The 24043-nt window shown below is 62.9% G+C and carries 23 protein-coding genes, 1 tRNA gene and 3 pseudogenes; 12 read left to right on the top strand and 15 right to left on the bottom strand.

Annotation, left to right across the window (positions count from 1 at the left end; all coding sequences use genetic code 11):
- The gene (locus tag NKH21_RS29825; RefSeq protein WP_352869444.1) at positions 1-1545 is read right to left on the bottom strand and encodes a DUF4153 domain-containing protein; all 1545 of its coding nucleotides are present in this window, start codon (positions 1543-1545) and stop codon (positions 1-3) included.
- A 278-nt stretch (positions 1546-1823) separates the two neighbouring features.
- Here NKH21_RS29825 and NKH21_RS29820 point away from each other — a divergent pair, with 278 nt between their 5' ends.
- Together NKH21_RS29820 and NKH21_RS29815 are read left to right on the top strand one after the other, a co-directional pair.
- Positions 1824-2705, top strand: coding sequence for an HpcH/HpaI aldolase/citrate lyase family protein (locus NKH21_RS29820; protein ID WP_352869442.1), 882 nt, complete (start codon positions 1824-1826; stop codon positions 2703-2705).
- Between the two features lie 29 nt (positions 2706-2734).
- Complete coding sequence (locus tag NKH21_RS29815) at positions 2735-2941, top strand: DUF1737 domain-containing protein (protein WP_352458330.1); 207 nt, start codon at positions 2735-2737, stop codon at positions 2939-2941.
- Between the two features lie 97 nt (positions 2942-3038).
- Here the strand turns inward: NKH21_RS29815 and NKH21_RS29810 are convergent, their stop codons facing one another.
- Positions 3039-3461 (bottom strand): metallopeptidase family protein, encoded by a 423-nt coding sequence (locus NKH21_RS29810; protein WP_023721935.1) that lies wholly within the window; start codon positions 3459-3461, stop codon positions 3039-3041.
- Between the two features lie 182 nt (positions 3462-3643).
- On the opposite strand from NKH21_RS29810, the gene NKH21_RS29805 reads away from it, so the two are divergent.
- The 3 genes from NKH21_RS29805 to NKH21_RS29795 are packed head-to-tail and all read left to right on the top strand — an operon-like array spanning position 3644 to position 9442.
- A complete protein-coding gene (locus tag NKH21_RS29805) occupies positions 3644-4726 on the top strand; it encodes an ImuA family protein (protein WP_352669072.1) in 1083 nt (360 codons plus the stop codon).
- Complete coding sequence (locus tag NKH21_RS29800; protein WP_352669074.1) at positions 4659-6137, top strand: DUF6504 family protein; 1479 nt, start codon at positions 4659-4661, stop codon at positions 6135-6137. Before NKH21_RS29805 ends, NKH21_RS29800 begins: the two co-directional genes overlap by 68 nt.
- Positions 6134-9442 carry an error-prone DNA polymerase gene (locus NKH21_RS29795; RefSeq protein WP_352669077.1) on the top strand — a complete coding sequence of 1103 codons (3309 nt, stop codon included), beginning with the start codon at positions 6134-6136 and terminating at the stop codon, positions 9440-9442. Before NKH21_RS29800 ends, NKH21_RS29795 begins: the two co-directional genes overlap by 4 nt.
- 42 nt (positions 9443-9484) lie before the next feature.
- On the opposite strand, the gene NKH21_RS29790 is transcribed toward NKH21_RS29795, so the two are convergent.
- The 4 genes from NKH21_RS29790 to NKH21_RS29775 all read right to left on the bottom strand — a co-directional run bounded on the left by NKH21_RS29790 (position 9485) and on the right by NKH21_RS29775 (position 12339).
- The gene (locus NKH21_RS29790; RefSeq protein ID WP_023675986.1) at positions 9485-9724 is read right to left on the bottom strand and encodes a Trm112 family protein; all 240 of its coding nucleotides are present in this window, start codon (positions 9722-9724) and stop codon (positions 9485-9487) included.
- Positions 9725-9928: 204 nt separating this feature from the next.
- A complete protein-coding gene (locus NKH21_RS29785; protein WP_352669079.1) occupies positions 9929-10600 on the bottom strand; it encodes an LON peptidase substrate-binding domain-containing protein in 672 nt (223 codons plus the stop codon).
- A gap of 163 nt (positions 10601-10763) precedes the next feature.
- On the bottom strand, positions 10764-11756 hold the full coding sequence (trxA, locus tag NKH21_RS29780) for a thioredoxin (RefSeq protein ID WP_352669081.1): 993 nt from the start codon (positions 11754-11756) through the stop codon (positions 10764-10766).
- Positions 11757-11841: 85 nt separating this feature from the next.
- On the bottom strand, positions 11842-12339 hold the full coding sequence (locus tag NKH21_RS29775) for a prolyl-tRNA synthetase associated domain-containing protein (protein WP_352869438.1): 498 nt from the start codon (positions 12337-12339) through the stop codon (positions 11842-11844).
- Between the two features lie 232 nt (positions 12340-12571).
- On the opposite strand from NKH21_RS29775, the gene NKH21_RS29770 reads away from it, so the two are divergent.
- Positions 12572-12646 (top strand) — tRNA-Gly (locus tag NKH21_RS29770).
- Positions 12647-12859: 213 nt separating this feature from the next.
- Positions 12860-13015, top strand: a pseudogene (locus tag NKH21_RS32910) (GMP synthase (glutamine-hydrolyzing)); the annotation flags it as partial.
- 146 nt (positions 13016-13161) lie between these two features.
- Here NKH21_RS32910 and NKH21_RS32905 read toward each other — a convergent pair.
- Together NKH21_RS32905 and NKH21_RS29760 are read right to left on the bottom strand one after the other, a co-directional pair.
- On the bottom strand, positions 13162-13653 hold the full coding sequence (locus NKH21_RS32905) for a GFA family protein (RefSeq protein ID WP_502911924.1): 492 nt from the start codon (positions 13651-13653) through the stop codon (positions 13162-13164).
- A gap of 315 nt (positions 13654-13968) precedes the next feature.
- Positions 13969-14622, bottom strand: a complete 654-nt coding sequence (locus tag NKH21_RS29760; RefSeq protein WP_352869436.1) for an NAD(P)H-dependent oxidoreductase — start codon at positions 14620-14622, stop codon at positions 13969-13971.
- A 298-nt stretch (positions 14623-14920) separates the two neighbouring features.
- Here NKH21_RS29760 and NKH21_RS29755 point away from each other — a divergent pair, with 298 nt between their 5' ends.
- The 3 genes from NKH21_RS29755 to NKH21_RS29745 are packed head-to-tail and all read left to right on the top strand — an operon-like array spanning position 14921 to position 17599.
- Entirely contained in the window at positions 14921-15853 is a 933-nt protein-coding gene (locus NKH21_RS29755; protein ID WP_352669088.1) for an alpha/beta hydrolase, read from the top strand.
- A gap of 42 nt (positions 15854-15895) precedes the next feature.
- On the top strand, positions 15896-16825 hold the full coding sequence (locus NKH21_RS29750) for a sigma-70 family RNA polymerase sigma factor (RefSeq protein ID WP_352869434.1): 930 nt from the start codon (positions 15896-15898) through the stop codon (positions 16823-16825).
- A 60-nt stretch (positions 16826-16885) separates the two neighbouring features.
- Positions 16886-17599, top strand: coding sequence for an SGNH/GDSL hydrolase family protein (locus NKH21_RS29745; RefSeq protein ID WP_352869432.1), 714 nt, complete (start codon positions 16886-16888; stop codon positions 17597-17599).
- A 365-nt stretch (positions 17600-17964) separates the two neighbouring features.
- On the opposite strand, the gene NKH21_RS29740 is transcribed toward NKH21_RS29745, so the two are convergent.
- Genes NKH21_RS29740 through NKH21_RS29730 form a run of 3 tightly spaced genes read right to left on the bottom strand, consistent with a single transcriptional unit; the run spans position 17965 to position 19280 of the window.
- Positions 17965-18417 carry an MAPEG family protein gene (locus NKH21_RS29740; protein ID WP_352669094.1) on the bottom strand — a complete coding sequence of 151 codons (453 nt, stop codon included), beginning with the start codon at positions 18415-18417 and terminating at the stop codon, positions 17965-17967.
- A gap of 7 nt (positions 18418-18424) precedes the next feature.
- On the bottom strand, positions 18425-18931 hold the full coding sequence (locus NKH21_RS29735; protein WP_352669097.1) for an SRPBCC family protein: 507 nt from the start codon (positions 18929-18931) through the stop codon (positions 18425-18427).
- A gap of 1 nt (position 18932) precedes the next feature.
- Positions 18933-19280, bottom strand: a complete 348-nt coding sequence (locus NKH21_RS29730) for an ArsR/SmtB family transcription factor (protein ID WP_352669099.1) — start codon at positions 19278-19280, stop codon at positions 18933-18935.
- Between the two features lie 240 nt (positions 19281-19520).
- Here NKH21_RS29730 and NKH21_RS29725 point away from each other — a divergent pair.
- Positions 19521-19685 (top strand): annotated as a pseudogene (locus NKH21_RS29725) (LysR substrate-binding domain-containing protein); the annotation flags it as partial.
- A 117-nt stretch (positions 19686-19802) separates the two neighbouring features.
- On the opposite strand, the gene NKH21_RS29720 reads toward NKH21_RS29725, so the two are convergent.
- From NKH21_RS29720 to NKH21_RS29705, 4 genes are all read right to left on the bottom strand, one after another.
- A complete protein-coding gene (locus tag NKH21_RS29720; protein WP_352669103.1) occupies positions 19803-20615 on the bottom strand; it encodes an SDR family NAD(P)-dependent oxidoreductase in 813 nt (270 codons plus the stop codon).
- 162 nt (positions 20616-20777) lie between these two features.
- Complete coding sequence (locus NKH21_RS29715) at positions 20778-21281, bottom strand: SRPBCC domain-containing protein (RefSeq protein WP_352669106.1); 504 nt, start codon at positions 21279-21281, stop codon at positions 20778-20780.
- 3 nt (positions 21282-21284) lie between these two features.
- Positions 21285-21884 (bottom strand): NADPH-dependent F420 reductase, encoded by a 600-nt coding sequence (locus NKH21_RS29710; protein ID WP_352669108.1) that lies wholly within the window; start codon positions 21882-21884, stop codon positions 21285-21287.
- 154 nt (positions 21885-22038) lie between these two features.
- Complete coding sequence (locus tag NKH21_RS29705; RefSeq protein WP_352869428.1) at positions 22039-22773, bottom strand: SDR family NAD(P)-dependent oxidoreductase; 735 nt, start codon at positions 22771-22773, stop codon at positions 22039-22041.
- Between the two features lie 268 nt (positions 22774-23041).
- On the opposite strand from NKH21_RS29705, the pseudogene NKH21_RS29700 reads away from it, so the two are divergent.
- Positions 23042-23933 (top strand): annotated as a pseudogene (locus tag NKH21_RS29700) (LysR family transcriptional regulator).
- The last annotated feature ends 110 nt before the right edge of the window (positions 23934-24043 follow it).

Here is a 24043-nt window from a genome sequence, read left to right as displayed (position 1 = left end):
TCAGCGGCCCGGCATGAAGGGTTCGGACATCGGAGGAACCACAAACGGGCCACGCCTGTCGAGGACGCGGTTGAGCCGCCAGTCACGAAAGCTCCAGCCGCGCCAGTTTTCCTGGCTGGCGCGGAAGCGTGCTTCGTCCTGTGCATACCAGCGGGCGAGTTCGCCGATGGAGGCATCCTCCGTAGAAACCGTCCTGCTCTGGTGCTGGACGAAGCGATCGAGCGCCGGCAAGGCGCCGGGCCCGAGCGAGCGCAGGTACCAAACGTCGAGCTGGGTGCCTTGACCGGTCATTTCGAAGGAATGGTCGACATTGTAGTTGGCGATCAGCGCGGCAAAGTTGATGAACGAGCAGGCATAGAGCGTCGCCGATAGCGTCAGAAGATTGGCGGAAAGCAGCCATTCGTTGGACTTTTCGCGCGCGGTGCGGGCGATGATCAGGACAAGGCCCGCCGCCACCAGCCCCATCCAGACGAAGGCGGCGACACGCCAATAGGTCAGCGCATAAATGCCGACATAGAGATCAAGCCGCAGGATCGACGAGATCACCAGGAGGATGTTCTGCGCCACCCAGACATAAACCAGCCGGCGGATGAGCGGATCGCCGGAGGTCGCACTTCCCGGCCTCAGCGCTGCCAGCACGAAGCCGGCGGCCAATAGGGCCGTGACGATCAGCGGGTAGGCGCCGCGATGCGCGTAGGCGGCATAGGTCAGCCCGTCGGGAAGCGCGATACCGCCCCACAGATAGGTGGCGTCGAGTGCGCTCTGCACCGCGAACAGGACGTTGAAGACGACGAGCGCGCGGAGGATAGCGGCCTTGCCGAAGACGATGTCTTCGATGGTGGTCCTGGTGGCCGGCGTCGCCGGTACGCTGGCTGGCGACACTTTGCGGCGGCGGAAAAAGCGCGGCAGCCGCGGCCGCAGAAAGGCCCAGATGCCGGCAAGCACGAACAGCCAGAAGGCGAGACGTGGCAGCTGGATGAGGTTAAGCAAAGCGAAGAGATCAATCAGCGAGAACCAGTATTCGATGACCGGATTGGCGGCGCCGAACAGCGCGAGGAACACCGCGCCGAGGCTCAGCGGCATGACCCAGACGGCGATCGTCGCAAGCCGCACGCGCCGCCGGCCAAGCCGCCGCGTCGCCTTGCGCCAGCGGAGGAAATCCAGGACGAGCCGAAATGGCGTTGCAAGCAGGAACAGCGAGAGTTGGCGGGCGACGCGGGCTAGGCCGCGCCGCAACCGTCCGGCCAGTGACAGCGCGAAGATGGCCGTCGCCGCCAGCGCGATAGAGACGGACAGTGCGCTGACATTTTCCACAAGCGGCAGCAGCGCCATAAGCAGCGCAACCGGCTTGAACCAGAACCTGCCATCGTTGAAGACGCTGAGAGGATGGAGAGCCATGCTCGCCGCTGCAATCGCAACGCCGAACAGGAAAAGCGTGATGCCGGCCGGCTGGCCATAGAAGAAAAAATCGGCCAGCGCGACGAGCAGGACGGCAACGCCGAAGCGGCTGCAATAGCTCGGCGCCGCCGAGAGGAATACTGTCATGATCGGGCTTTCTCGGCGGCTTTGATGCGGCCGGTGGGCAGGGATTTGCGGACGAAAGGGAGGAGGGCTGCCAAAGTCTGGGGCGGATCGACGAGCCACCAGCTTTCGCGGCGAAGCCGGTACGGCAGGGACCAACGGGAGTTCGTTTGCTCTTGCATGCCGCCCTTGTCGCATTCTGTCGGGTGGCAAGCGGGGCGGAGACGAGGAGATTTTCCGAAATTGCGTGCAGTTTTTATGCACGGCTTGCCTCGGCCAGCTGCAGGCGGCATAGATCGGAGATGACCACCGAAAGCTATCGCCCGCGCCGCTCGGTGCTTTACGTCCCGGCCTCGAACGACAAGGCGCTGGCAAAAATCCCGTCGCTGGCCTGCGATGCCGTCGTCATCGATCTCGAGGACGCCGTCGCCCCGGTCGACAGGCCTTCCGCGCGTGAAAAGCTGGCGGCGATTTTCGCCGGCCTTTCCAACCGGCGCTGCGAGATGGTCGTGCGCATCAACGCGCTGTCGAGCGAGTGGGGCGGCGCCGACCTGCTGGCCGCGGCAAAATGCACGCCCGACGCCATCTTGCTGCCCAAGGTCGATACGCCGCGCGACATCCTCGAGGCCGGCGACGTGCTCGACGACAATTTTATCCCGGACGAGGTCAAGCTGTGGGCGATGATCGAGACGCCCAAAGCGCTGCTCAACATCGGGCCGATCGCTGAGCTCGGCCGCGACCCGGCCTCTAGACTGGTTTGTTTCGTTGCCGGAACGAATGATCTGGTCAAGGACACAGGCATTCTCGCCACGCCCGACCGGCGCTATCTCGTGCCATGGCTGATGCAGATGGTGCTCGCCGCGCGCGCCGGCGGCCTTGACCTGCTCGATGGCGTCTTCAATGATTTTAGCGATATGGACGGCTTTGCGCGCGAGTGCACGGAAGCGGCCGCCATGGGTTTTGACGGCAAGTCGCTGATCCATCCGGCCCAGATCGAGGCCGCGAACCGCGCCTTTGCACCGTCGCCCGAAGCAATAGCCGAGGCGCGCGCCGTCAAGGATGCCTTCGCGCGCGCTGAAAATACCGGCAAGGCGGTGATCGCGCTGAACGGCAAGATGGTCGAGCGGCTGCATCTGGCGCAGGCCGAAAAACTGCTGGCGAAGGCCGCCGTTGTTCGCGCATGACTAATGGTAACTGACGACAGGATTGAAGAATGAAACTCTACCGCTTTCTGTCCGGCCCGGACGATGCCAGCTTCTGCCACAAGGTGACGGCGGCGCTGAACAAGGGCTGGCACCTGTTCGGCTCGCCGACCTATGCCTATGACAAGGAGGCCAAGACCATGCGCTGCGGTCAGGCGGTGGTGAAGGACATCGAGGGCCAGGAATACGGCCCCGACACCAAGCTCAGCGACTGGTAGGGAGGTTCGCTGAAGCGCTCGTCCTTCGTCATCCTAAGGCGAAGCAGTCGCGAAGCGACGTCGCGGAGTACCCTAGGATGACGAGGAGCGGGGTCGCTCACTCCGCTGCCTCCTCGATCTTCTCCATATCGTCATCCGACAGGCCGAAATGGTGGCCGATCTCGTGGATCAGCACGTGGGTGACGATGTCGCCCAGCGTTTCCTCGTTCTCGGCCCAGTAGTCGAGGATGGCGCGGCGATAGAGCGTGATGCGGTTCGGCCCCTCGCCGGTCTGCGGGTTCCAGCGCTCGGCGATGCCGCGCCCCTCGAACAGGCCGAGCAGGTCGAAGGGCGTTTCCAGCGAAAGGTCGTCCATGATCTCGTCGGTCGGGAATTCGGCGATCTGGATGACGATCTCGCCGGTCAGCTTGCGAAACTCCTCCGGCAGATGGGCATAGGCCTCCAGCGCCAGGAGCTCGATTTCCTCCATCGTTGGCGAAAGCTGGTCGTGCCAGATGCGTGTTTGGTAGATGCGAGCCATGCTTTGTCCTTTGATCCCGGCATATAGGCTTTCGGGCCGGACTCGGCAAATGATCGGACTGGAGGGCCCGTGTCATGCCCCACTACAGGAATAAATTCCCCATGACTCCGCTTGACTCTTCGGGCTGCCTCTGGAATCTATAGGAACATAACAGGAACAATTGTGAGTGGAAGCTGACCGTCATGGCGACAAGCGCCGTGGCGCGGGAGACTGTTTTTGCCCTGCGCCGCCAGATCGCGAAGATCGAAGGGACCTTGCCCGAACGCCTGGAGGCGCCGGCCGGTTCGTCGTTTGACGCGGATGTCCCTCGTCAGAGTCCGGCACCCTCTCGGCATCCGGCACCCGCTCGGAATCTGACCATTGTCCGCCGCGGCCTCGCCGTGGCGCCGCCCGATGCGTTTTTGCGCACCGGCGCCGAGCGCCTCGATGCTGCGCTGAGCGGCGGCCTGCCGAAGGCGGCGCTGAGCGAGTTTCATGGCGCCGCGACCCGCGATGCCGGGGCCGTCGCCGGTTTTGCCTTGTCGCTCGTCAGCCTGATCCTCAGCCAGGGGCCGCGACTGCCGGTGCTGTGGATCGGCACATCCGAGGTTTTCCGTGAGGCCGGCTTTCCCTATGCCAGGGGGCTTCACGCCTTCTTCGGCATCGAGCCGGAGCAATTGCTGTTTTCCGAGGCGCCAAGGCTGCTCGATGCGCTGTGGATCGCCGAGGAGGCTGCCCGGATGACGGCGCTGGCCGCTGTCATCCTCGAAATCCGCGGCAGCCCGCAGCGGCTTGACCTCACCGCGACGCGGCGGCTGCACGCCCGGGCGCAGAGTGCGGGCCGACCGCTGTTCCTGCTGCGCCAGGCCGGCGAGCCCGAGCCGACGGCAGCGCCGGTCCGCCTCGTCCTGTCGCCGGCACCGGCGGCAGCGCGCCAGACGATTGCCGGCCCGCTCGCCGGCTCGATCGGCCGGCCCGCCTTCACCGTCACCATCGGCAAGAGCCGCACTGCCTTGCCCGGAAAATTCACACTGGAGTGGAACCCCGATGAACGCATATTCGAAGAAAGACGGGGCGAGGAAAGAAGGTCTCAGGAATGGACCCCAGAACGGCCAAAGAATCCTGTCCCTGTGGTTTCCGCATCTCGCCGCCGAGAGGATCCTGCGGCAGCGTCTGGGGCGGTCCTGGCGTTCCCGGCCGTCGGATCACCTGCCGCTGGTGGTCAGCCATCGCCAAGGGAACACCCAGCGCATCGCCGCCCTCGACGAGCGGGGCGAGGCGCTTAATCTGAAGCGCGGCATGGGCATAGCCGATGCGCGCGCCATGCATCCCTCGATCGACATCGTGGAGGCCGATCCGGAGGCCGACCGGCGCCTGCTCGAAGGCCTCGCCGACTGGTGCGACCGCTATACCCCGCTGGTGGCGCTCGACGGGACCGACGGCCTCTATCTCGACGTCACCGGCTGCACCCATCTTTTCGGCGGCGAACGCTCGATGCTGGACGATATCCTGTCGCGTTTTTTCCATCAGGGCTTCGATGTCCGCGCCGGGCTTGCCGCCACGCCTGGTGCTGCCTGGGCGGCGGCGCGGTTTGCCGGCGACCGCATCGTTCCCGATGGCGAGGAGGAAGCGCTTCTCGCGCCCTTGCCGCTGGCGGCGCTGCGCATCGGCCCGGAGGTCCGCGCCAGCCTCGAAAGCGTCGGCCTGCGCACGGCGGGCGCCGTCATGGCAGCACCGCGCGCGCCGCTGGCCCGCCGCTTCGGCGCATCGCTGCTCTTGCGCCTCGACCAGGCGCTTGGCCGCCTCGAGGAGGCCGTGTCGCCGCGCCTGCCGGTGGCACCGCTTTCGGTCGAGCGTCACCTTGCCGAACCGATCATGCTGACCGAGGACATCGAGCGGCTGACAGGCATGCTGGCGACCACCTTGAAGAGCGACCTCGAGCGTCGCGGCGAGGGCGCAAGGCGGCTGGCGCTGCTGCTCTTCCGCGTCGATGGCGGCGTCAGCCGCATCGCCGTCGGCACCTCGCGGCCTCTGCGCGAGCCGCGGCTGATCCAGAAATTGTTCCACGAAAGGCTTGCCGCGCTCGAACAGGACATCGACGCCGGCTATGGCTTCGATCTCGTGCGCCTTTCGGTGCTGACTGTCGCCGCCTTCGACATGCAGCAGGCCGACCTTGCCGGCGAGACGAACGACGACGGTGCCGATATCGCGCTTTTTGCCGACCGCATTCGCGCCCGGCTCGGCGAAGGCGCGGTCTTGAAGCCGGTCGCCGTCGAGAGCCATTTGCCGGAGCGCGCCGTCGCCACCCTTCCCTTTACGGAGGCGCCGCAGAGAAGCTCGCCGCCGAAGCAGCCCGACAAGGCGAAGGACGCTCCCTCGACCGTCTTCCAGCCGGAACGGCCGATCCGGCTTTTCCGTTCGCCCGAGCCGATCGAGGTGCCGGCCACCGAAATGCCGGAAGGCCCGCCTTTGAACTTCCGCTGGCGGCGCGCGCTCTACCGGGTCGCGCGCGCTGAAGGGCCGGAGCGCATCGCGCCTGAATGGTGGCGAGGGGCGGCGGGACGAGAAGATGAGCCAACCCGGGATTATTTCCGCATCGAGGATGCCGATGGCCGCCGTTACTGGCTCTATCGCCAGGGCCTCTACGGCGCCTCGCAGCCTTCGCCGCGCTGGTTCATGCATGGGATCTTCGCATGAATGCGCTGACGGCCATCCCCTATGCCGAATTCGGCATCCAGTCGAACTTCTCGTTCTTGCGCGGCGCCTCGAAACCGGAGGAGCTGGTGGTCGCGGCAAAATTCCTGGGGTTTTCGGCGATCGGTCTCGCCGACCGCAACACGGTGGCGGGCGTGGTGCGCGCCTGGCAACAGGCCAAGGTGGAGGGTGTTTCCTATCATCCCGGCTGCCGCCTGGTTTTTTGCGACGGCACGCCGGACATCCTCGCCTATCCGCAAGACCGCAAGGGCTGGGGTCATCTCTGCCGCATGCTGACGCAGGCCAATCTGCGTGACGAAAACGAAAAAGGGGCAACGCTCCTCAAACAGAGCGATCTTCTCGAATGGGGCGATCTCCTGTCGCTGGCCATCCTGCCGGATCTATCGGCGGATGCGGAAACCAGCCTCGCACTGCTTAGCCGGCTCAAGGATCGCTTCGGCGAAAACCTGCGGCTGGCGGTTTCGCCGGATTACCGCGGCAACGACCGCTTCCGGATCGAGCAGGCGGCGGCGATGGCCGAGCTGGCCGGCATCCCGTTGATGGCGACCAACGATGTTCTCTACCATACGGCGGAACGGCGCCCGCTGCAGGACGTGCTGACGGCGATCCGCCTCAATGTGCCCGTCGCCGAGGTGGGGCTGGAGTTGGCGGCCAATGCCGAGCGTCACTTAAAGCCGCCGGTGGAGATGGCACGGCTTTTCCGCAGGCATCCGCAAGCGCTGGCGGAAACGCTGCGTTTTGCCGGCGAGCTGACCTTCTCGCTCAGTGACCTGCAATACAATTATCCCGACGAGCCGACGGAATCGGGTCTCGGGCCGCAGGCCGAGCTGGAAAGGCTGGCCAAGGAGGGAGCCGCCATCCGCTACCCCTCGGGCGTACCCGCTTTTGTGACGCAGCGCATCGAGGAGGAACTCGCTCTGATCGAACGCCTGAACTACGCGCGCTATTTCCTGACCGTCCACGACATCGTCAAATTCGCCCGCAGCCAGAACATTCTCTGCCAGGGGCGCGGCTCCGCCGCCAACTCGATCGTCTGCTTCTGCATTGGCATCACCGAAGTCGGCCCGGACAAGATCGACACGCTTTTCGAGCGCTTCATTTCCGAGGAAAGAAACGAACCGCCCGACATCGACGTCGATTTCGAGCATGAAAAGCGCGAGGAGGTCATCCAGTACATCTATTCCAAATACAGCACCAAGCGTACCGCGCTGGCCGCCGCCGTCGTCAGCTACCGGGGCCGCTCGGCGATGCGCGAAGTGGCCAAGGCGATGGGCCTGTCGGACGACGTCCGGGGCGCACTGTCCAGCTCGATCTGGGGCTGGTCGACCTCGGAGCTCGGCGAAAAGGAGACAAAGGCCGGCGGCCTCGATCAGACCGATCCATCGACAAGTCATGTGATCGAATGCGCCAACGAGATCATGGGCTTTCCCCGTCATTTGTCGCAGCATGTCGGTGGTTTCGTCATCACCAGGGACCGGCTCGACGAGATCGTGCCCATCGTCAAGACGGCGATGGACGAGCGCAAGATGGTCGAGTGGGACAAGGACGACCTCGACGCGGTGAAAATCCTTAAAGTGGACGTACTGGCGCTCGGCATGCTGACCTGCCTGCAGCGCGCCTTCACCCTGCTCCGGGAGCATTATCCGCAAGCGCGGGACGCGTACGGCCGGCCCTATGTGTTGGCCACTCTGCCGGCCGAGGACAAACATGTCTACGACATGATCTGCCGCGCCGATACGATCGGCGTCTTCCAGATCGAATCGCGCGCGCAGATGTCGATGCTGCCGCGGCTCAAGCCGAAAAGCTTCTACGACCTCGTCATCGAGGTGGCGATCGTGCGGCCCGGCCCCATCCAGGGCGACATGGTCCACCCCTATCTGCGCCGGCGGCAAGGCAAGGAAAAACCCGAATATCCCAAGCCGGAACTGGAAAAAATACTCGGCAGGACGCTGGGCGTGCCGCTGTTCCAGGAGCAGGCGATGAAGATCGCCATCGTCGCCGGCGGCTTCAGGCCGGGCGAGGCCGATGAACTGCGCCGCGCCATGGCGACGTTCAAGCGCACCGGCACGATCGGCAATTACCGCAAGAGAATGGTCGACGGCATGGTCGCCAAGGGCTACGAAAAAGACTTCGCCGAGCGCTGCTTCAAGCAGATCGAGGGTTTTGGCGAATACGGCTTTCCCGAAAGCCACGCCGCCTCCTTCGCCCTGCTGGTCTATGCCTCCTGCTGGTTCAAGACCTTCTATCCCGACGTGTTCTGCGCCGCGATCCTGAATTCCCAGCCAATGGGGTTTTACCAGCCGGCCCAGCTTGTCCGCGACGCGCATGACCACGGCGTCGAGATCCGCGAGGTCGACGTCAATTTTTCCGGCTGGGACTGCGCCTTGGAGCAATCGCCTTTCGATCCGGATCGTATCCTTGACCGCCATGCCCAGATGCGCGGCGTCATCCGGACCAGCCATGCCGTCCGGCTTGGCTTTCGCCAGGTCAAGGGCCTGTCGAAGGAGCGCATGGAAGCGTTTGTGTCGAGGCGCGGCGCCGGCTATGCATCCGTGCGCGACGTCTGGCTGCGCTCGGGCCTCAACGTCGACGAGATCGAAAAACTGGCGCAGGCCGACGCTTTCCGCTCGCTTGGATTGAACCGGCGCGACGCTCTATGGGCGGTCCGCGCGCTCGACGGCAAGAGTGCCGCCGAAAAGCTGCCGCTGTTCGACCAGCCGGCGATCCGCTTGCGCGATCTCGAGCCAGAGACCAGGCTCCCGACAATGCCGCTCGGCGAGCACGTCGTCCACGATTACCGCTCGCTCGGCCTGTCGCTGAAGGCGCACCCGGTCGCCTTCCTGCGTCAAAGGCTGGATCGGTCCGGAGTTACGCCCAATGCGCGCCTCGGCCAGGTGCGGGACGGCCGGCGCGTTTCGGTCGCCGGCCTTGTCCTGGTGCGGCAGCGGCCGGGCAATGGCAAGGCGATTTTCCTGACGCTGGAGGACGAGAATGCGGTCGCCAACATCATTTTCTGGGAAAGGACCTTCAACCGCTTCCGCCCCATCGTCATGGGCGCGCGTCTCATCCGCGTCACCGGCAAACTGCAATCGGAATCGGACGTCATCCATATCGTCGCCGAGAAGGTCGAGGATCTGACGCCGTGGCTGTCGGTTCTGCTGGAAGAGGCAAAGCCTGCGGACAGACTGTCGAGCCGTGCAGACGAGGTTCGGCCCGATAGCATCGCGCAAACGGAATTATTGGGAAAGGCAGAGAAGGTCATGCCCAAAGGGCGCAATTTTCAATAGAGGCGCGAAAGATCGCAACGGAGCGGTTCTGAACCGCAGCACTCAGGGCGTTCCACCCAGGCGCGGCGGCGGCGGCATGGCATCGTCTATGGTGATGACACGCGCCTCCGATGGCAGCATGATCGGAATGCCGTCCCGCACCGGATAGGCAAGCTTTGCCACCCGCGAGATAAGCTCGCCGCGCTCCGGATCCCAGGCAAGCGGCCCCTTGGTCAGCGGGCAGGCCAAGAGTTCCAGCAGCTTGGGGTCGACAGTCCTGTTCCCGTCACGTCCATCCGCCATCCGATCCATCCTTCCACAAGGCGACCGCTTCAGGTTTTTGCGCGCGGCCCACCTTCTCCCCTCGCGGGAGAAGGTGACCGAGCGAAGCTCGGTCGGATGAGGGGTGTTCCAGCTTGGCACCGGCGGCACTCCGTCCAGCACCCCCCAACCGTCTCGGCGCTGCGCGCCGATCCACCTTCTCCCACAAGGGGAGAAGGCAAGAGCCTACTGCAAACTCGAACCGAAATCCTCATTGTCGCGCGCCAGCGCCATTTCGGTGATGGCGATCAGCGTCTCGGCGCGTGTCTTCAGATCGGCCGCTTCGAGCAGCGCCTGTTTCTCGGCCGGCCCGTAGGGCGCCATCATCGACAGTGCGTTGACCAGCATGGCGTTTTCGGCGCGGCTGACGCTTTCCCAGTCGGCCTCCAGATCGTTGGCCTGCAGATAGGCGCGAAACGCTTTGAGCAGCGCCGGCCGGTCGATCTCGGCGTCTGCCTGCTCCTCGTCGAGATCGGCGAGAAAAGGTGTCAGCCGGCACTGGCGGAACGGTGTTTTGACCGTGAGCTCCTGGACAATGCGGAACCGGCACACGCCCTGCAGCGAAATCAGGTAACGGCCGTCGCCGCTCTCGGACAGCGCAATGATACGCCCGGCACAGCCGACATTGCAGAGCTCCGGCTCGCCGTCTGAACGCAGCGCACCGTCGAGGCTGGGCTGGATCATGCCGATCAGCCGCGGCCCGGCGATCGCTTCGTCGACCATCTGCAGATAGCGCGGCTCGAAGATGTTGAGCGGCATGCGGCCTCCAGGCAGCAGCAATGCGCCCTCGAGCGGAAAGATCGGCATGGTCGACGGTAAGTCCGCAGCGAGTCGGTAATGTGCGTTTCCCGCCTGCACCTCAATCCTCCGATCGCTTTGTCAGGAAGCGCACCAAATCCGTCTCCTCCCGGCCGGCACAAGGCGCAACACTGGAAACCCGAAATCGAACGCCGTCCGAAAACCTAATCTGGCGCAGCCGCGGCCCACCGCAAGCCCGCGCGACAAAACAGTCTGCGCCGGCTCAGGAAAACAGCAGCGAGGACAATTTGCGCCGTGCCGACAGCGTTGCTTCGTCGGTCATGCCCCATGCCTCGAAGAGCTGCAGCAACTGGGTTCTGGCGCCGTCGTCGTTCCACGAGCGGTCGGCCTTGATGATCGCCAGCAGATTGTCGGCCGCCGCCATGCGATCACCCTTGGCGTTCTGGATCATGGCAAGCTCGAACCGTGCCTGGTGATCCCCGGGATTTTCGGCCAGCCGCCGTTCCAGTTCCGCCGGATTGCCCAGTGCCGCGGCTTGCGCGGCGAGCGCCATCTTGGCCCGCAGCGCGGCGAGCTGGGGCGCATCCTTCTTTGCTTCCGGCGCCCGCGCCAGCACCGCCTCGGCACCTTCGGCATCGCCGGCCTCGAACAGCAGGTCGCCCAAGCCGGCGATCGCCTCGATCGTCTCCGGCGCCTGTTCCAGGATGGCATCGTAAATGTCGGCCGCTGTCTGCACGTCACCGGCGTCGCGCGCTTCGGCGGCCGCGGCCAGCGCCTCGGCCACTTGCGGCGCGCCACCGTTCTTGCCGCCAACCTTCTGGATGAATTGCGTGATCTGGCTCTCGGGAATGGCGCCCATGAAGCCGTCGACCGGCTGGCCGTCCTTGAAGGCAATGACCGCCGGTATCGACTGGATGCCAAGCTGGCCCGCGATCGATGGATGGTCGTCGATATTCATCTTGACCAGCTTGACCTTGCCGCCGGCGGCCTTCACCGCCTTCTCCAGCAGCGGCGTCAATTGCTTGCAGGGGCCGCACCACGGCGCCCAGAAATCGACCAGCACCGGCTGGCGACGCGATTCCTGGATGACGTCGGCGGCAAATCCAGCGGTCGTTGTGTCCTTGATGACGTCGGCCGGCGCCTCCGCAAGTGCGACCTTCTCACGCGCGGCATCGGTGCCGCCATATTGCACGGTGGTGGCATACTGGCCGCCATTGCTGCCAAACGGGCCGCCAAAGGGGTTGCTATCGCTCATCTCGTCGCCTTTCGGTCGCGCCGCCGGCCAAGGGACGGGCGCAACATCCTTCTTTAGAACCCGGTTTCAGTCACCCATGTGGCGATCATGCCGAGACTTTCAAGATAACAGCATCATGTCCGGTTGCCTCGACGAATTTGACCAGGTCCGCGGCAGCGATGGAAGTCGTCGCTTCGTTGGTCAGCGGGTGGGCATTGACCACCGCATGGCTCATCAGCTCCTCGTCCAAAACGACCTTGACCCTTCGCTCGGTGTCGTTGATCAGCCCGAACACCGTGACCGCGCCCGGGGCGACGCCGAGAAGCTCCATCAGCATCTCCGGCCGGCCGAAGGACACGCGGCCGGCAGCGCCGATCAGATGGTGGATCTGCTTGAGATCGACCACCGCCTCCTCGTCGACGCTGACCAGGAAGAAATTGTCCTTCTTGTCCTTGAGGAACAGGTTCTTGGTGTGGCCACCGGCAATCTCGCCGCGCAGCGCCTGCGAATCGGCGACCGTGAACAGCGGCGGATGGTGCCGGGTCGATACCTCGATCCCGAGTCCTGAGAGAAAGGCGAAAAGTTCGGCTTCGGTCTTCGGCATCGGTCTTTCTTCTGATGGCCCGCTTTCAACGGCTTGTTCGGCTAACGCCGTTTACGGCCAATGATGCCGCCGAGACAAGCCCGTCGCGCAAGGCGGGGGTGATTGCCTTGCGACGTCTCGCGGCAGGGCTTGTCCGCATTGCCGGCGAAGCAAAAAGCCTGCGAATTCCCTGTTGCAATCGCCGCGCTCTTCAGCCATATAAGCGCGGCTTGCGGCCCAAAAAGCCGCGCGAGCGGGTGTAGCTCAGGGGTAGAGCACAACCTTGCCAAGGTTGGGGTCGAGCGTTCGAATCGCTTCACCCGCTCCAGTTTCCTTGAAGGGAATCAAGCGATTAAGAGGCGCCTTTCGGGGCGCCTTTTGCTTACATGGCGTTGCAAACCGGCATTGTAGGCTCGTTGCAAGCGCGCAAAAAGCGGGAATAGCGGCGGCCTTTACCCTCCACGATCAAACTCCAGAAACGAGTGACGTATGGGTTGGGTACTTCACTTTCGAGCGTCTCAGCCAAGCTTCTAAACCATGATGTGCCTTGGCGGTGGCAAGCCGGAGCATTGACGCAGTAGAGGGCACGTTCGAACCGCCCGGCCAGCGCCACCAAGGTATCAACGAGGTGCGCGGCATCAACCGCGTCGTCTACGACGTGACGAGCAAACCGCCGGGCACCATCGAGTGGGAGTGAAGGGGAGTAACATTGGATGCCACGGGATATTGCGGCGTACTACGGCGAACGTTTGTCATCGATCGTCTTCGACAGATTCGAAACCCACCCACGATCAGTTCTCGGGGCCGAAAATGCGGCGACCTTCTTGATCAGGCGAGTCCGGTCTATCGACCTAGCAACATCGCCACGCGCGATGCCAGAAGCTTAACGACTAACCCCCGGGGATAGCCCCGGTGGCTCGGCACGTCGTCGGGAAGGACATCGCTGTCCGGCTTGAACTTCGCGCAAAGCCGTAATTGCAGTGGCGGGAGTTCTCCGTGAAACCGCGCTCTGTATGCCGAGACCCAGTGCGGGCCTCTATCGAAGTTCATGAACATCGCCGAATAGCAGCACGTGGCGACAACCCTATTCGTAACCGATGTCTCCTTAAGCTTGTAGCTCCTGAGCAATTCGGCCCCCTTGGAGCACTCGATGCGGTCCTTTCGATAGAGGATGTATGCGGTGCCGCCATCGGGATCGCGTATGGCGCCAGCACCCGGCAAAGATTCGATCTGATCAGCTCCCTTCTGGCAGTCGTCGCAGTAGCAGACGCTGCTCACGATCGGCCTGCCAAACGCTTTGAGTTCGACGCCGCCGCAAGAGCAAGTTGCGGTCATGATAGGTGCGTGCGTCATCTGCTGGTGATCATAATGCGATTGTCCTCGCTGTCCCGATGCCGCCCGGTTCTGCCGTCAAAACCGTCCACTCTGAGACTTCCGGCGGCAATTCTCGACAGCTGCGCCAAGCCTCCACGAGCTTTTCGTGGTGTATCCTGTTCCAATTCGTTCAGGAGGCTGATCTTGGAGATCATCGCCCATCAACCAGCTAAGACGGACGAATCCAGCGAAAGGATACGTCGCCGGCATTAGGATCTGCGCCGCGTGCTTGGATAGGCCCGAAGTGGATGGGAGCCGAAATTCGGGCGAGCACGGTCATGACAGAATTGCCGACGGAGCGGACGTATTTGCATTCAACTTTGCCCCGAACATGGTCCGGCATTTGGCAGTGGCTTCCTCGAGCCAGTTCTCCCGTCGCGCCTCGGAACTGCCGACAACCGGCCTGAACACATGTCGTTCGTGTTCCAGAACCCCGCAATATGGGAGGACGCATCGTCCCCAGATCAGCCCGAGCGGGTCGCCGAGGTCGTTCACCTCTCTCGCCGCATTGGTATCGGAAGTATTGAAGACAATGGCTTTCTTGATCGATAGAAGGCCTTCGGGCAACCCATCCGCGGTTTTCAGGCGATAGGCGACACCAGGAACCAGAACGCGATCGAGCCAGCCCGCCAGAATTGCAGGCGGCTTCCCCCACCAGTTCGGGTGGACGATCAGCAGACCGTCCGCATTCGCGACTTGCGTCCGGTGCTGGAGTAAGACGTGATCCTCGGCGCGTGAAAGCGCTTTTTCCAGCGTGTCGCCGACCGTGTAGGCCTCTTCCGCGGTCAGGCACGGATCGAAGCCTTCCACATAGAGATCGTGATGTTCGATAATGTGGCCGTCGCCGACCAGCGCGTTGCGAACGCGTGCGGAAATTGCGTGGCAAAAGCTGTTGGCACGCGGGTGGGCTATGATGGAGAAGATGCGCATCGTTTACTCCTCGGCTTGAGAGGCGCAGGAATTGAGGGACGGGCAACCCGAACTGCCTCGCCTTGGTCGCCGTGCCGACATTGTCGATACCGCACGAAGAGGAACGACAAGGTAAATGTTCATTTGCGGCCAATGACGGCAAGGGGCAAAGGCAGCGCTGCCATTGCCGCCGGGATCGGGCCGGTGCAGATCGACGCATCTGCCGGCGACGTATCCTTTCGCTCAGCTCGTCCGTCTTAGCTGTTGATGGGCGCGGTCATCCTGAACGTCGCCCTCCTGAACGAATTGGAGCGTGACAATGAACAGCAAGCAGAGCCTGGCCAACAAGATCCACTACGAAACGCTCGCCGAGGCTTGGCGCAGCGGTCGAGAATCGCCGCAAGAAGCCTCCGAGTGGTCTGCCTTGACGGCAGAACCGGGCGGCGTCGATTACATCGAGACCGAACTCGGCGACAAGACCGCGCTGTGGGTTCAGCCAAAAACGGCGGCCAAAGATCGGGTCATGCTTTACCTGCACGGCGGTGGCTATGTCGGCGGATCGATCTGGACCCATCGCAAGATGGTCGGACACCTTGCTAAGGCGATTGGCTGTTACGCTTTGCTCGCCCCTTACGACTACCTTTTCCAGAGCAAATTCCCGCGCCAGATCGAGCAGGCCGTGACCGCGTTCGAGTGGCTGGCCGAGCAGGGTATCGCGCCGAAGCACACCATAGCTGCAGGCGATTCCGCCGGCGCGGGCCTGATCGTTGCGGCGGCGCTGAAACTTCGTGATGCCGGACGGCCGCTGCCGGCCGCCATCCTCAGCATCTCTGGCTGGCATGATCTGTCGGCGAGTGGGCACTCCTACGAAACCAACCGCGAGAAGGACGCCTTTTTCCAGAAGGCGGCCGTTGAGATGCTGGCATCGCAAGTCCTCGACGGGGTCGATGCTCGAGATCCATTCGCCAGCCCGATCTTTGCCGATCTCAAGGGCCTGCCGCCGATTTATCTGCAAGCGGGTGGAGACGAAACCCTGGTCGACGACAGCCGGGTGCTCGCCGACCGGGCGAAGGCCGCCGGCGTCGAAGTGCGCCTGGACGTATTTCCGGGAATGCTGCACTCGTTCCAGATGATGGCCGGCCGCGCTCCCGAAGCCGACGACGCGATCGAGCGGTTTGCACAATGGGTTCGCCCCAAGCTCGGTCTGACCGCAACCGCGGCAACACGCGCTAAAGGTCAGGAGGTCGCATGACTGGCAAATTGAAACGACGCTAAGATGTGGCAGGTGAAGGACATGCCCGAGCGACCGATCGGCCTATTCGACGCGCGTTATCGAGCCTTCCTCGAGACGGTGTCAGGCGTCCGCGCCCAACTGCATCGCTATTGCGCGCGCATGACCGGCTCACGGCTCGACGGTGAGGATCTCATGCAGGAGACGCTGTTCGAGGCCTATACGAAGATCGAGACCCTCGATGATGCGAGCACGCTAAAACCCTGGTTGTTTCGCATCGCTCACAATCGCTGCATTGACTTTCTGAGGCGGCGCCATGCGCGTGAGCGAGCGGAAAGCGCCTATTCGGACGACATCGGCGTCATCGTTGCCGAGCCGGCGACCACTGATGCCCATCGCGCCATCGAACGGCTGGTCGGTCACCTGCCGCCCAAGGAGCGCGCCTGCGTGCTCTTGAAGGATGTGTTCGACTACTCGCTGGAAGAGACCGCAGAACTCGTGGACTCGACGATTGGCGGCGTCAAATCCGCGCTCTCCCGTGGACGGTCGAAGCTCGCCGGCTTGCCCGCTGAACCTGCCGGTGAAGCGAGCCGTCCGCTGGATCCAGACACCGCGCGGCTCTTGCAGCGCTATGTTGACCTCTTCAACCGCCATGACTGGGATGGCGTGCGGGGCCTGACCAGCGCCGATGCCCGGTTGCGGGTTGCCGACTGTTTCGACGGGCTGCTCAGAAGCTCTCCCTATTTCGTCGAATACGAACGAAACCCGGAGACGTGGATCATGAAGGTCGGGGCGATCGACGGAGAGCCTGTCGTGCTCGTGCTTTTCCAGCGAGGCGACCAGTGGCAGGTCGCGTGGCCGGTTCGTGTCCATGTCGCCGGTCGCGTCATCGACCGCATCGAAGACTATTATGCCTGCCCGTGGGTCGTTGGAAACGCCTCGGTGTCCGACTTGACGCTCACGCCTGGGCCAGCCGTTTTGGGAAGAGCATAAGGCGACGATTTCTCACTCTGGCTTGGCCGAGTCACGATGGTGAATTCTCAACGAAAAATCGTGGCGTGCCTCGGGTCGAGCAGCACGGCTGGCAAGGGCCAGGCATTTGATTGGATCGCAGAGCTCCGCCGGCGGCCGGGCAACGGGCAATTTGAGTTCCGGAATTTCGGCGTCGGCGGCGACCTGGCCTATAACGCGTTGCAGCGGCTGCCGGACGTGCTCGCCTGTCGTCCCGGCAAGGTCATCGTCTGGGTCGGCGGTAACGACGTTCTCGGGCTCGTGTCACGCAAGGTGCGGCGGTTCTTTACGTTATGGAAGCGCCTCCCTCGCACGCCTTCGCCCGATTGGTTCCACGAGAATCTGGCCGAGATAGCACACAGGCTGAAGCGCGAGACGGCGGCGGACATCGGCCTTTGCTCGCTTCCTCCGATAGGAGAAGCGCCGGATTCGGACGACCCGTTCCAGAGCGAGCTCAACCGGCGGATCGAGGAATATTCTGCGATCGTGGCGGCCGTCGCGCGCGAGGAACGCTGCTTCTATATCCCGCTCCATGAGGCGATCACGGAGGCGGTTCGCACCTCGCCTGGCCGGGCCTTTACGGCCTTCAACTTTCTTCCATTCTACCGCGATGCGTTTCGCATACTCGTGCTGCGGCAGGGTCCGGACGATGTCGCCCGCAGAAATGGCTGGCTATTTCACACCGACGGCGTCCACTTGAACAGCCGCGCAGGGGGGATCGTGGCGGATCGCATACAGAAGTTCATTGAGGCCTGAACCTGCGGCAAGGCCGTATCCGATTTGTGCACCTATCTGAATTGTCTTATCGCGCAGGCTGGCAGCATTTTCTTAGGTTCGGCCCAACTGATCTCGCGTAGCGACGGTACTTCTCTCACTAACGCCAAACTGCGCTAGGGGGTCGATGAGACGAGAAATCGACCGATTCATGCCGGTAGTCGCTGGAACCGACTAGATTTCGAACCATCGAAATTCCCCTGCAAATTTCTGACGGATCGAGGAGTCGGTCTTTTGGCGAAGGCCGAAAAGCTTTGTGCTTCTAAAACAGCACGTTACCATGGTTGAGAGAATCGAGTGGGAGTGAGAGGGCCGCTCGGAGCTGGCCAGTGCCAAGCCAGATCCGGTCAGGCAAAAAGCAAATTGTGGACTACGGCACCCATCAAGACAATGATTGCCACGAGGGAGACGGCAAAAGCAATCGTGCGCCAAGGCTGCATGGCCTTCAGATAGACGATCGAATGTACGATCCGGGCAACTACAAAAATTGCAAAAATGGGAATTGCAATTGCTGCCTTTCCTCCCGTGAAAACAAAGAGCAGGCCCAGCAGCAGAAATGGATAGATCGTGGCCTCGGCATTCCGGTGTGCGCGCAGGAGCCGCGCGACAGTTGGCGGGTCAATTTCTGACACAGGTACACCATAGCGAGCGCCATCCTCCGGATTGATTGCCAGGCCACCCTTGGCGCGGATCGCCCCGCTGGAAGCCCAGAGCATCACAAGATTGAGGCACAGAACAACGCAGGTGATGCCGTATGCCACGAAAACCGGATGTGCCGCGGTCCAGATTGATTGTTGCATCGTAACATTACTGGCCGCTGCTTGGAGCAGTTGACCACGCACTGGATGTCCGTTGCGCCACTGCGCTGACGTATGCGACGAGGTTGTCTAGTGTCTTGGCCGTTCCGGTGTCGATTCCCATTTTCAGATATTGCTCGAACCGCTCCGCCGAGCCGCATTCGATCCTCACCGTCAGAAGCGTCTTGCCGCCAGTCTCCTCGAGAATGACGCGCCCGATCGCCCCCATTGCTTCGAAGATAAGATGACGCGGCGGTGCGATCTCGCGATAGACGCCCGCGAACTGGTGGGGGCCAGGGGAATGCCCGTTGACGAACCTGAAGGCTCCTCCCGGACGCAGGTCGATCTCGCATTGTGCCAGCGGTTCGCCTGATGGGTCCCACCAGCATGCCACATGCTCGGGCCGCGTCCATGCCTCAAAGACCTGTTCACAGGGCGCAGCAAGCACGCGCGTCAGAATGATCGTGTGCGTGTCCCGGTCGAGGATGACATCGGTGTTCGCGATCCCTGCCAGCATGCTACTTCTCCTTCTTGCCCATTTTTGCGAGGTGGCGATCCAGATTGTTGAGCCTGTCTTCCCATTGCTTGCGAAACGGCTCTACCCAATCGGCAACATCCTTGAGAGCCGTTGTCACCAGCTTGCGCGGTCGCCGCTGCGCATCACGCCCGCGTTCGATGAAACCCGCATCCTCCAGCACCTTAAGATGCTTGGAGATCGTGGGTTGACTGAGTTCGAACGGTGCCAGCAGTTCCGACACCGTGGCTTCGCCCGTCGCAAGGCGGGCCAGGATCGCTCGTCGCGTGGGATCGGCGAGGGCCGAGAAGGCCCTGTTCAGCCGGTCAGGGGTGGGTTCGTAAATTGCCATGAAGCTATATAGCTGTATAGCGATTAATGAGTCAAGGCTTCAAATACGAGGCGGTCGGGTGGACCCGGAAATGGGATGCTCCGCTTGGCCGAAATCCACCGTGATGGTGTTTCGCGGCTGAGCCGGTGAGCGCCGTATTGCGCGAGATTCCGAAAAATCGACCGATTGATGTCGATAGTTGCCGGAAACCCGGTTGGTTCGAAAATCGCGGAAATTTCCTTTTGAAATCAAGAGCTAAACTTCATCGCGGCGCCCCATGTCGCGCGCAGCGAATTGGTGCCGGTGCTTTCCAACCATGCGGTCGAGCGGCACAATATCACGGCGGTCTGGCCGGAAAGCCGGCGCGCCAATCCCGCTGTGCGCGCCTTCCTCGACCTGTTGCAGGGTGTGTCGAGAAACAGGTGAAGGTCACGGCCAGCATTCGGCCTGAAGACACCGGGCAGGTGAAACTCAGGGGACGCTCAGCCGCTGGCGTCGACCGTCCGCTGGTCGGCGCCATTGGCGCCATAACCGTCTCGGCAGCTACGCGACGAAGCGGACCACGCCGCCATCCACCCGCAAAGCCGCGCCGGTTGTCGCCGAAGCCTGCTCCGAGCATGCGTAGATGATCATGTTGGCCACCTCATCGGTGGTCGCGAAGCGTTGGATGAGGGTGGTCGGACGCATCGCCTTCAAGAAGCCCTGTTCGGCCTCCTGCTGCGTGATTCCGTTTGCGTCAGCCTGCTTCGCCATGAAGTCGCCCAGGATCTCAGAGCGGGTAGGTCCCGGCAGGACGGCGTTGATTGTGACACCCGTGCCCGCGACCGCCTCGGCGAGACCGCGCGAGACCGCGAGTTGAGCGGTCTTGGTCATGCCGTAGTCGAGCATTTCCTTGGGGATGTTGACTGCGGACTCGCTACTCACAAACACGACGCGGCCCCAGCCTTTCGCCACCATCCGCGGCAGGTAATGACGGGTCACGCGCACGCCACTCATTACGTTCAACTGGAAGAGGCCAAGCCAGTCCTCGTCGGGGATCTTCGCGATGTCCTCGACGCCACCGTAGCTCCGGATGTGAGCCGTACCAACATTGTTCACAAGGATATCGGCGTCCGGCGCCTGCGCGATCAAGGCCTCGGCACCCTCCGCTGTCGCAAGATCGGCGGCGATGCCCGAGATGTCGCTTCCGGGAAAGGCCTGCCGCATCTGCCGCACCGCCTCGTCGACCCGGGTATTCCCACGGCCGTTGACGACGACCGATGCGCCGGCACGGGCCAACCCCTCCGCCGTCGCGCGGCCGATACCGGCGGTGGATCCGGTGACAATCGCCTTGCGGCCGCTGAGTTCAATATTCATATCATTTATCTCCAATGGTAGGTGGGTGATCATCTGCCGATCCAGGCTGGAAGCGCCCGTCGTCTGTTGAGTACCGACAATATTCGGACGAAGGCGGGCCCAGTACTGTTCGGTCGAAAGCGTTGCGGCCCAAGCAACGGGCCAGGCCTCAAGACAAGCGCATCAACTTGCCTTGCTTACCACTTCCGCCTCCGCAGCGCGGGCGAGGCTTTCGACCCATTCCTGGTGATAGCGGTAGAGTGCACCGGGATGCTTGCGCCCGAGTTCCTCAAGGAACCAAGGGCCCTGCTGCGTTTCTTCGGTCAGCACATGGCAGCCATCGACCGTAGGAGTGATGACCCAGCCGTGGTACGCGCTCGAGCCGGTCTCGTCGCCATCGACGGTCGTCGCCCACGCGAGCCTGCGGAAGGGTTCACACTCCGTCACGACCAGACTCATCGGAAAGCCAACCGTCACCCGGCTGTATCTGGTTTCAAGCGCCAGTTCCGGCTTGCCGGTCAGGATCTTGACCTGATCTTCGGCGGGAAAGTAGCTCGACCAATTCTCGGCATCGACGAGCAGCTTCCAGACCACTTCAGGCGGCGCCTTCACGTCAATGTCGTTGAGTGCGTAGATGGCCGACGTTTTCGGATCATATCGCCCGGGCCAAATCACATGGTCATACATCGATTACTGCTCCTTCTTGAACAGGTCCTGGAAGATGAGCTGGCCCCAAGTGCGGCCGCGTGCGTGCACCAGCGCGCCACCCTCGTTGAGCTTTCCCAGCTTGACGGGTGCGAACCCGAGTTGTTTGGCCAAGGCCGCCACGGGAGCGATCGCGTCCTCGTCGTCGCTCGACAGAAAGACGACCCGGTGCCCGCCCTCGACGATCGGATCGGCAGCCAGGGTGGCCGCAATCAGGTGATTGAACCCTTTCACGAGCTTGGCGCCGGTGAACGCCTTCGCGACGAAGGCGGAGGACGGGAGACCGTCCAGCTCTTCAGGGACTGGAAACGCGTTCATCGCGTCGATGACCGTCTTGCCTTTCCAGCTCGGCAGGACCTTCGCAACCTCGCGATGCTCCCCGAACGGGACCGCCAAGATGATTGTGTCGGCCTCGAGTGCATCCCGCAGCGACTTGGCGACGACCGTGGGTCCAATCGCCCGAGCCTGCGGCGCCAACGCCTCGGGCGGCCGGCGGCTCGCGACGGTCACGTCGACGTTTTTACGGGCGAAGGCCCGGGCGAGGGCCTGGCCTATCTTACCGAATCCTACAATCGCGTAGCTCATAACACTTCTCCGATCCGTGTTGATATTGATTGCCCGGCCCTCAACGGCGCTGGGTTATCCGTTCTGCTGTGCGGCGTCCTTTGCGTAGACGTCCCGTCGTGAACGACTTCGGCGCGGCCGGACGGTCAGCCGCTTCCGGCGATCCGGCGTGAATTCAGATGGCAGAGAAGCCGCCGTCGACAGACAACTCCACCCCATTCACGAAGCTCGAATCGTCTGAAGCAAGAAACAGCGCGGCCGCTGCTATTTCCTCAGGGCGACCCATCTTTCCCCGCGGGATCAGGGATTCGAACATCTGCTTCGCCTCCTCGGTGAGGACTTGGTCCTGCATCGGTGTGGCGATCGGCCCCGGGTGCAGCACGTTCACCCGGATATTCCTGCCCTTCAGTTCGTTGAGCCAACCGCGTGCGAATGCGTGCAACGTCGCCTTGCTCGCCGCATACACGCTGTAACCCGGAAAACCTTTGATCGAAGCAACTGACCCGGTCATGAAGATCGATCCGCCATCGTTGAACAGCGGCAACGCCTTCTGAACCGTAAACAGCGTGCCGCGCGCATTCAGGTTGAAGGCCGCATCGAAGTGCTGCTCGGTAATCTCGCCCAGTGGGGCGGCTTCGCCCGTGCCGGCGCTCGCGTACAGGACGTCGATCTTGCCCTTTTGCCGCTTGACTGTATCGAACAGGCGGTCGAGGTCGTCGAGATTGGCCGCGTCGCCGCGCACGCCGGTGACGTTCCGGCCAATCAGCTTGACGGCCTCGTCCAGCGCCTCCTGTCTCCGACCCGTGATGAAAACATAGGCGCCTTCTTCAACGAACCGCTTGGCGCTCGCCAGCGCCATGCCGCTCGATCCACCCGTGACGACTGCCACCTTACCCTCAAGCTTTCCCATGACTTCTCCTTTCGTGGTGTCGGGACAGCATCTGCCTCCGAGAACCTCGAAATGGGTCCGCCGGCGTCAGTTGTTGAGTGCGGAAGCGCGCACATCGGTGGTGCGAAATCGATCCGGCTGGACGACTGACGCCAGCCGCGACGATCGGCGTCCGCCGTTCGGAATTGGGCCGCGCTCATCGACATAGGCTATGATGACCACCCGTACTGCTGTTCGATGTGTTAGATACGGGCTTTGGAAGGCGCACCGTGCGGTGCCGGATTGCACCATGATCGACTGGGATGACATTCGCTACTTTCTTGCCGTCGCGCGCGGAGGCTCTGTGCGGGCCGCAGCCGAGCGCCTCGGTGTGAACCACTCGACCGTACTGCGACGCGTCGCCCAGCTCGAGGAACGCCTCGGGGTGCAGATGTTCGAAAAGCTGCCTTCGGGCTACCGCCTGACGGCTGCGGGCGAGGAGGTCCTCGAGTTCGCGGACCAGATGGAAGCGTCGTCGCACTTGCTGGAGACGCGCGTCTTCGGGCGCGACCAGAGCGTGCGCGGGCTTCTGCGGGTGACGCTGGCACCGCCCCTCGCGACACACCTGCTCATGCCGGACTTCGCCGATTTCGCGCGTCTGCATCCCGACATCGAGATGGAAATCTTGTCGTCCGGCGAGCTGGCAAATCTGACCAACCGAGAGGCCGACGTGGCGATCCGCGTCGTCTACGACCGCAAAACCCTGCCGCTCAATCTTCACGGCCTGAAGGGACCGGAGCTGTTCGGCGGCGTCTACATGTCCTGCGATCGACTAGCCGCGTGGCGTGCGGGCGCGCCTGATCCCATCCGGTGGATCGTTATAAGTATTCATGGAATTCCGGAATGGGCCAGCGAGGGTGAGGTTCGCAACCACGGGGGTACCATTCAGGACCACGGACGCCGAGGCGCAGATCGTTGCTGTACGGCAAGGGCTCGGGATCACGACACTGCCGTGCTTCGTCGGCGATGCCGACCCCCTACTGGTGAGGGTGCCGGGCACCGACCTGCACATGTACGGAACGCTCTGGCTTCTCACGCAGGGGGAGACACGCAAGACGAAGCGCGTGCGGCTCTTCACGGAGTTCGTATCCCGCAGGCTCGCCGCGTACGCTCCGCTTCTCGCGGGACTGTGGCCCATCTGAAAGTGTCCGAAAATACGCTATGATGCGTAAGCGCTGTTGTGGGACCACCTTTCGGGAGTGGTCGCGATCTGTGAGGTTGCCGATTCTGTATTGGGATCGGAGATCGGCTT

The organism is Mesorhizobium sp. M1329 (genome assembly GCF_040318035.1).
Lineage (GTDB): Bacteria > Pseudomonadota > Alphaproteobacteria > Rhizobiales > Rhizobiaceae > Mesorhizobium.
Note: the sequence above shows the minus strand (reverse complement) of the source record. Positions and strands in the feature narration are given on the sequence as shown.

Bases quoted from the DNA above. Each gene is read 5' to 3' on its own strand.
- NKH21_RS29775 (WP_352869438.1), bottom strand. From the start codon at position 12,339: ATGCCGAAGACCGAAGCCGAACTTTTCGCCTTTCTCTCAGGACTCGGG.
- NKH21_RS29825 (WP_352869444.1), bottom strand. From the start codon at position 1,545: ATGACAGTATTCCTCTCGGCGGCGCCGAGCTATTGCAGCCGCTTCGGC.
- NKH21_RS29720 (WP_352669103.1), bottom strand. From the start codon at position 20,615: ATGAATATTGAACTCAGCGGCCGCAAGGCGATTGTCACCGGATCCACC.
- NKH21_RS29735 (WP_352669097.1), bottom strand. From the start codon at position 18,931: ATGCTGGCAGGGATCGCGAACACCGATGTCATCCTCGACCGGGACACG.
- NKH21_RS29815 (WP_352458330.1), top strand. From the start codon at position 2,735: ATGAAACTCTACCGCTTTCTGTCCGGCCCGGACGATGCCAGCTTCTGC.
- NKH21_RS29760 (WP_352869436.1), bottom strand. From the start codon at position 14,622: ATGCGCATCTTCTCCATCATAGCCCACCCGCGTGCCAACAGCTTTTGC.
- NKH21_RS29805 (WP_352669072.1), top strand. From the start codon at position 3,644: ATGGCGACAAGCGCCGTGGCGCGGGAGACTGTTTTTGCCCTGCGCCGC.
- NKH21_RS29790 (WP_023675986.1), bottom strand. From the start codon at position 9,724: ATGGCGGATGGACGTGACGGGAACAGGACTGTCGACCCCAAGCTGCTG.
- NKH21_RS29715 (WP_352669106.1), bottom strand. From the start codon at position 21,281: ATGTATGACCATGTGATTTGGCCCGGGCGATATGATCCGAAAACGTCG.
- NKH21_RS29705 (WP_352869428.1), bottom strand. From the start codon at position 22,773: ATGGGAAAGCTTGAGGGTAAGGTGGCAGTCGTCACGGGTGGATCGAGC.
- NKH21_RS29740 (WP_352669094.1), bottom strand. From the start codon at position 18,417: ATGCAACAATCAATCTGGACCGCGGCACATCCGGTTTTCGTGGCATAC.
- NKH21_RS29810 (WP_023721935.1), bottom strand. From the start codon at position 3,461: ATGGCTCGCATCTACCAAACACGCATCTGGCACGACCAGCTTTCGCCA.
- NKH21_RS29820 (WP_352869442.1), top strand. From the start codon at position 1,824: ATGACCACCGAAAGCTATCGCCCGCGCCGCTCGGTGCTTTACGTCCCG.
- NKH21_RS29730 (WP_352669099.1), bottom strand. From the start codon at position 19,280: ATGGCAATTTACGAACCCACCCCTGACCGGCTGAACAGGGCCTTCTCG.
- NKH21_RS29710 (WP_352669108.1), bottom strand. From the start codon at position 21,884: ATGAGCTACGCGATTGTAGGATTCGGTAAGATAGGCCAGGCCCTCGCC.
- trxA (WP_352669081.1), bottom strand. From the start codon at position 11,756: ATGAGCGATAGCAACCCCTTTGGCGGCCCGTTTGGCAGCAATGGCGGC.
- NKH21_RS32905 (WP_502911924.1), bottom strand. From the start codon at position 13,653: ATGACCGCAACTTGCTCTTGCGGCGGCGTCGAACTCAAAGCGTTTGGC.
- NKH21_RS29795 (WP_352669077.1), top strand. From the start codon at position 6,134: ATGAATGCGCTGACGGCCATCCCCTATGCCGAATTCGGCATCCAGTCG.
- NKH21_RS29750 (WP_352869434.1), top strand. From the start codon at position 15,896: ATGCCCGAGCGACCGATCGGCCTATTCGACGCGCGTTATCGAGCCTTC.
- NKH21_RS29755 (WP_352669088.1), top strand. From the start codon at position 14,921: ATGAACAGCAAGCAGAGCCTGGCCAACAAGATCCACTACGAAACGCTC.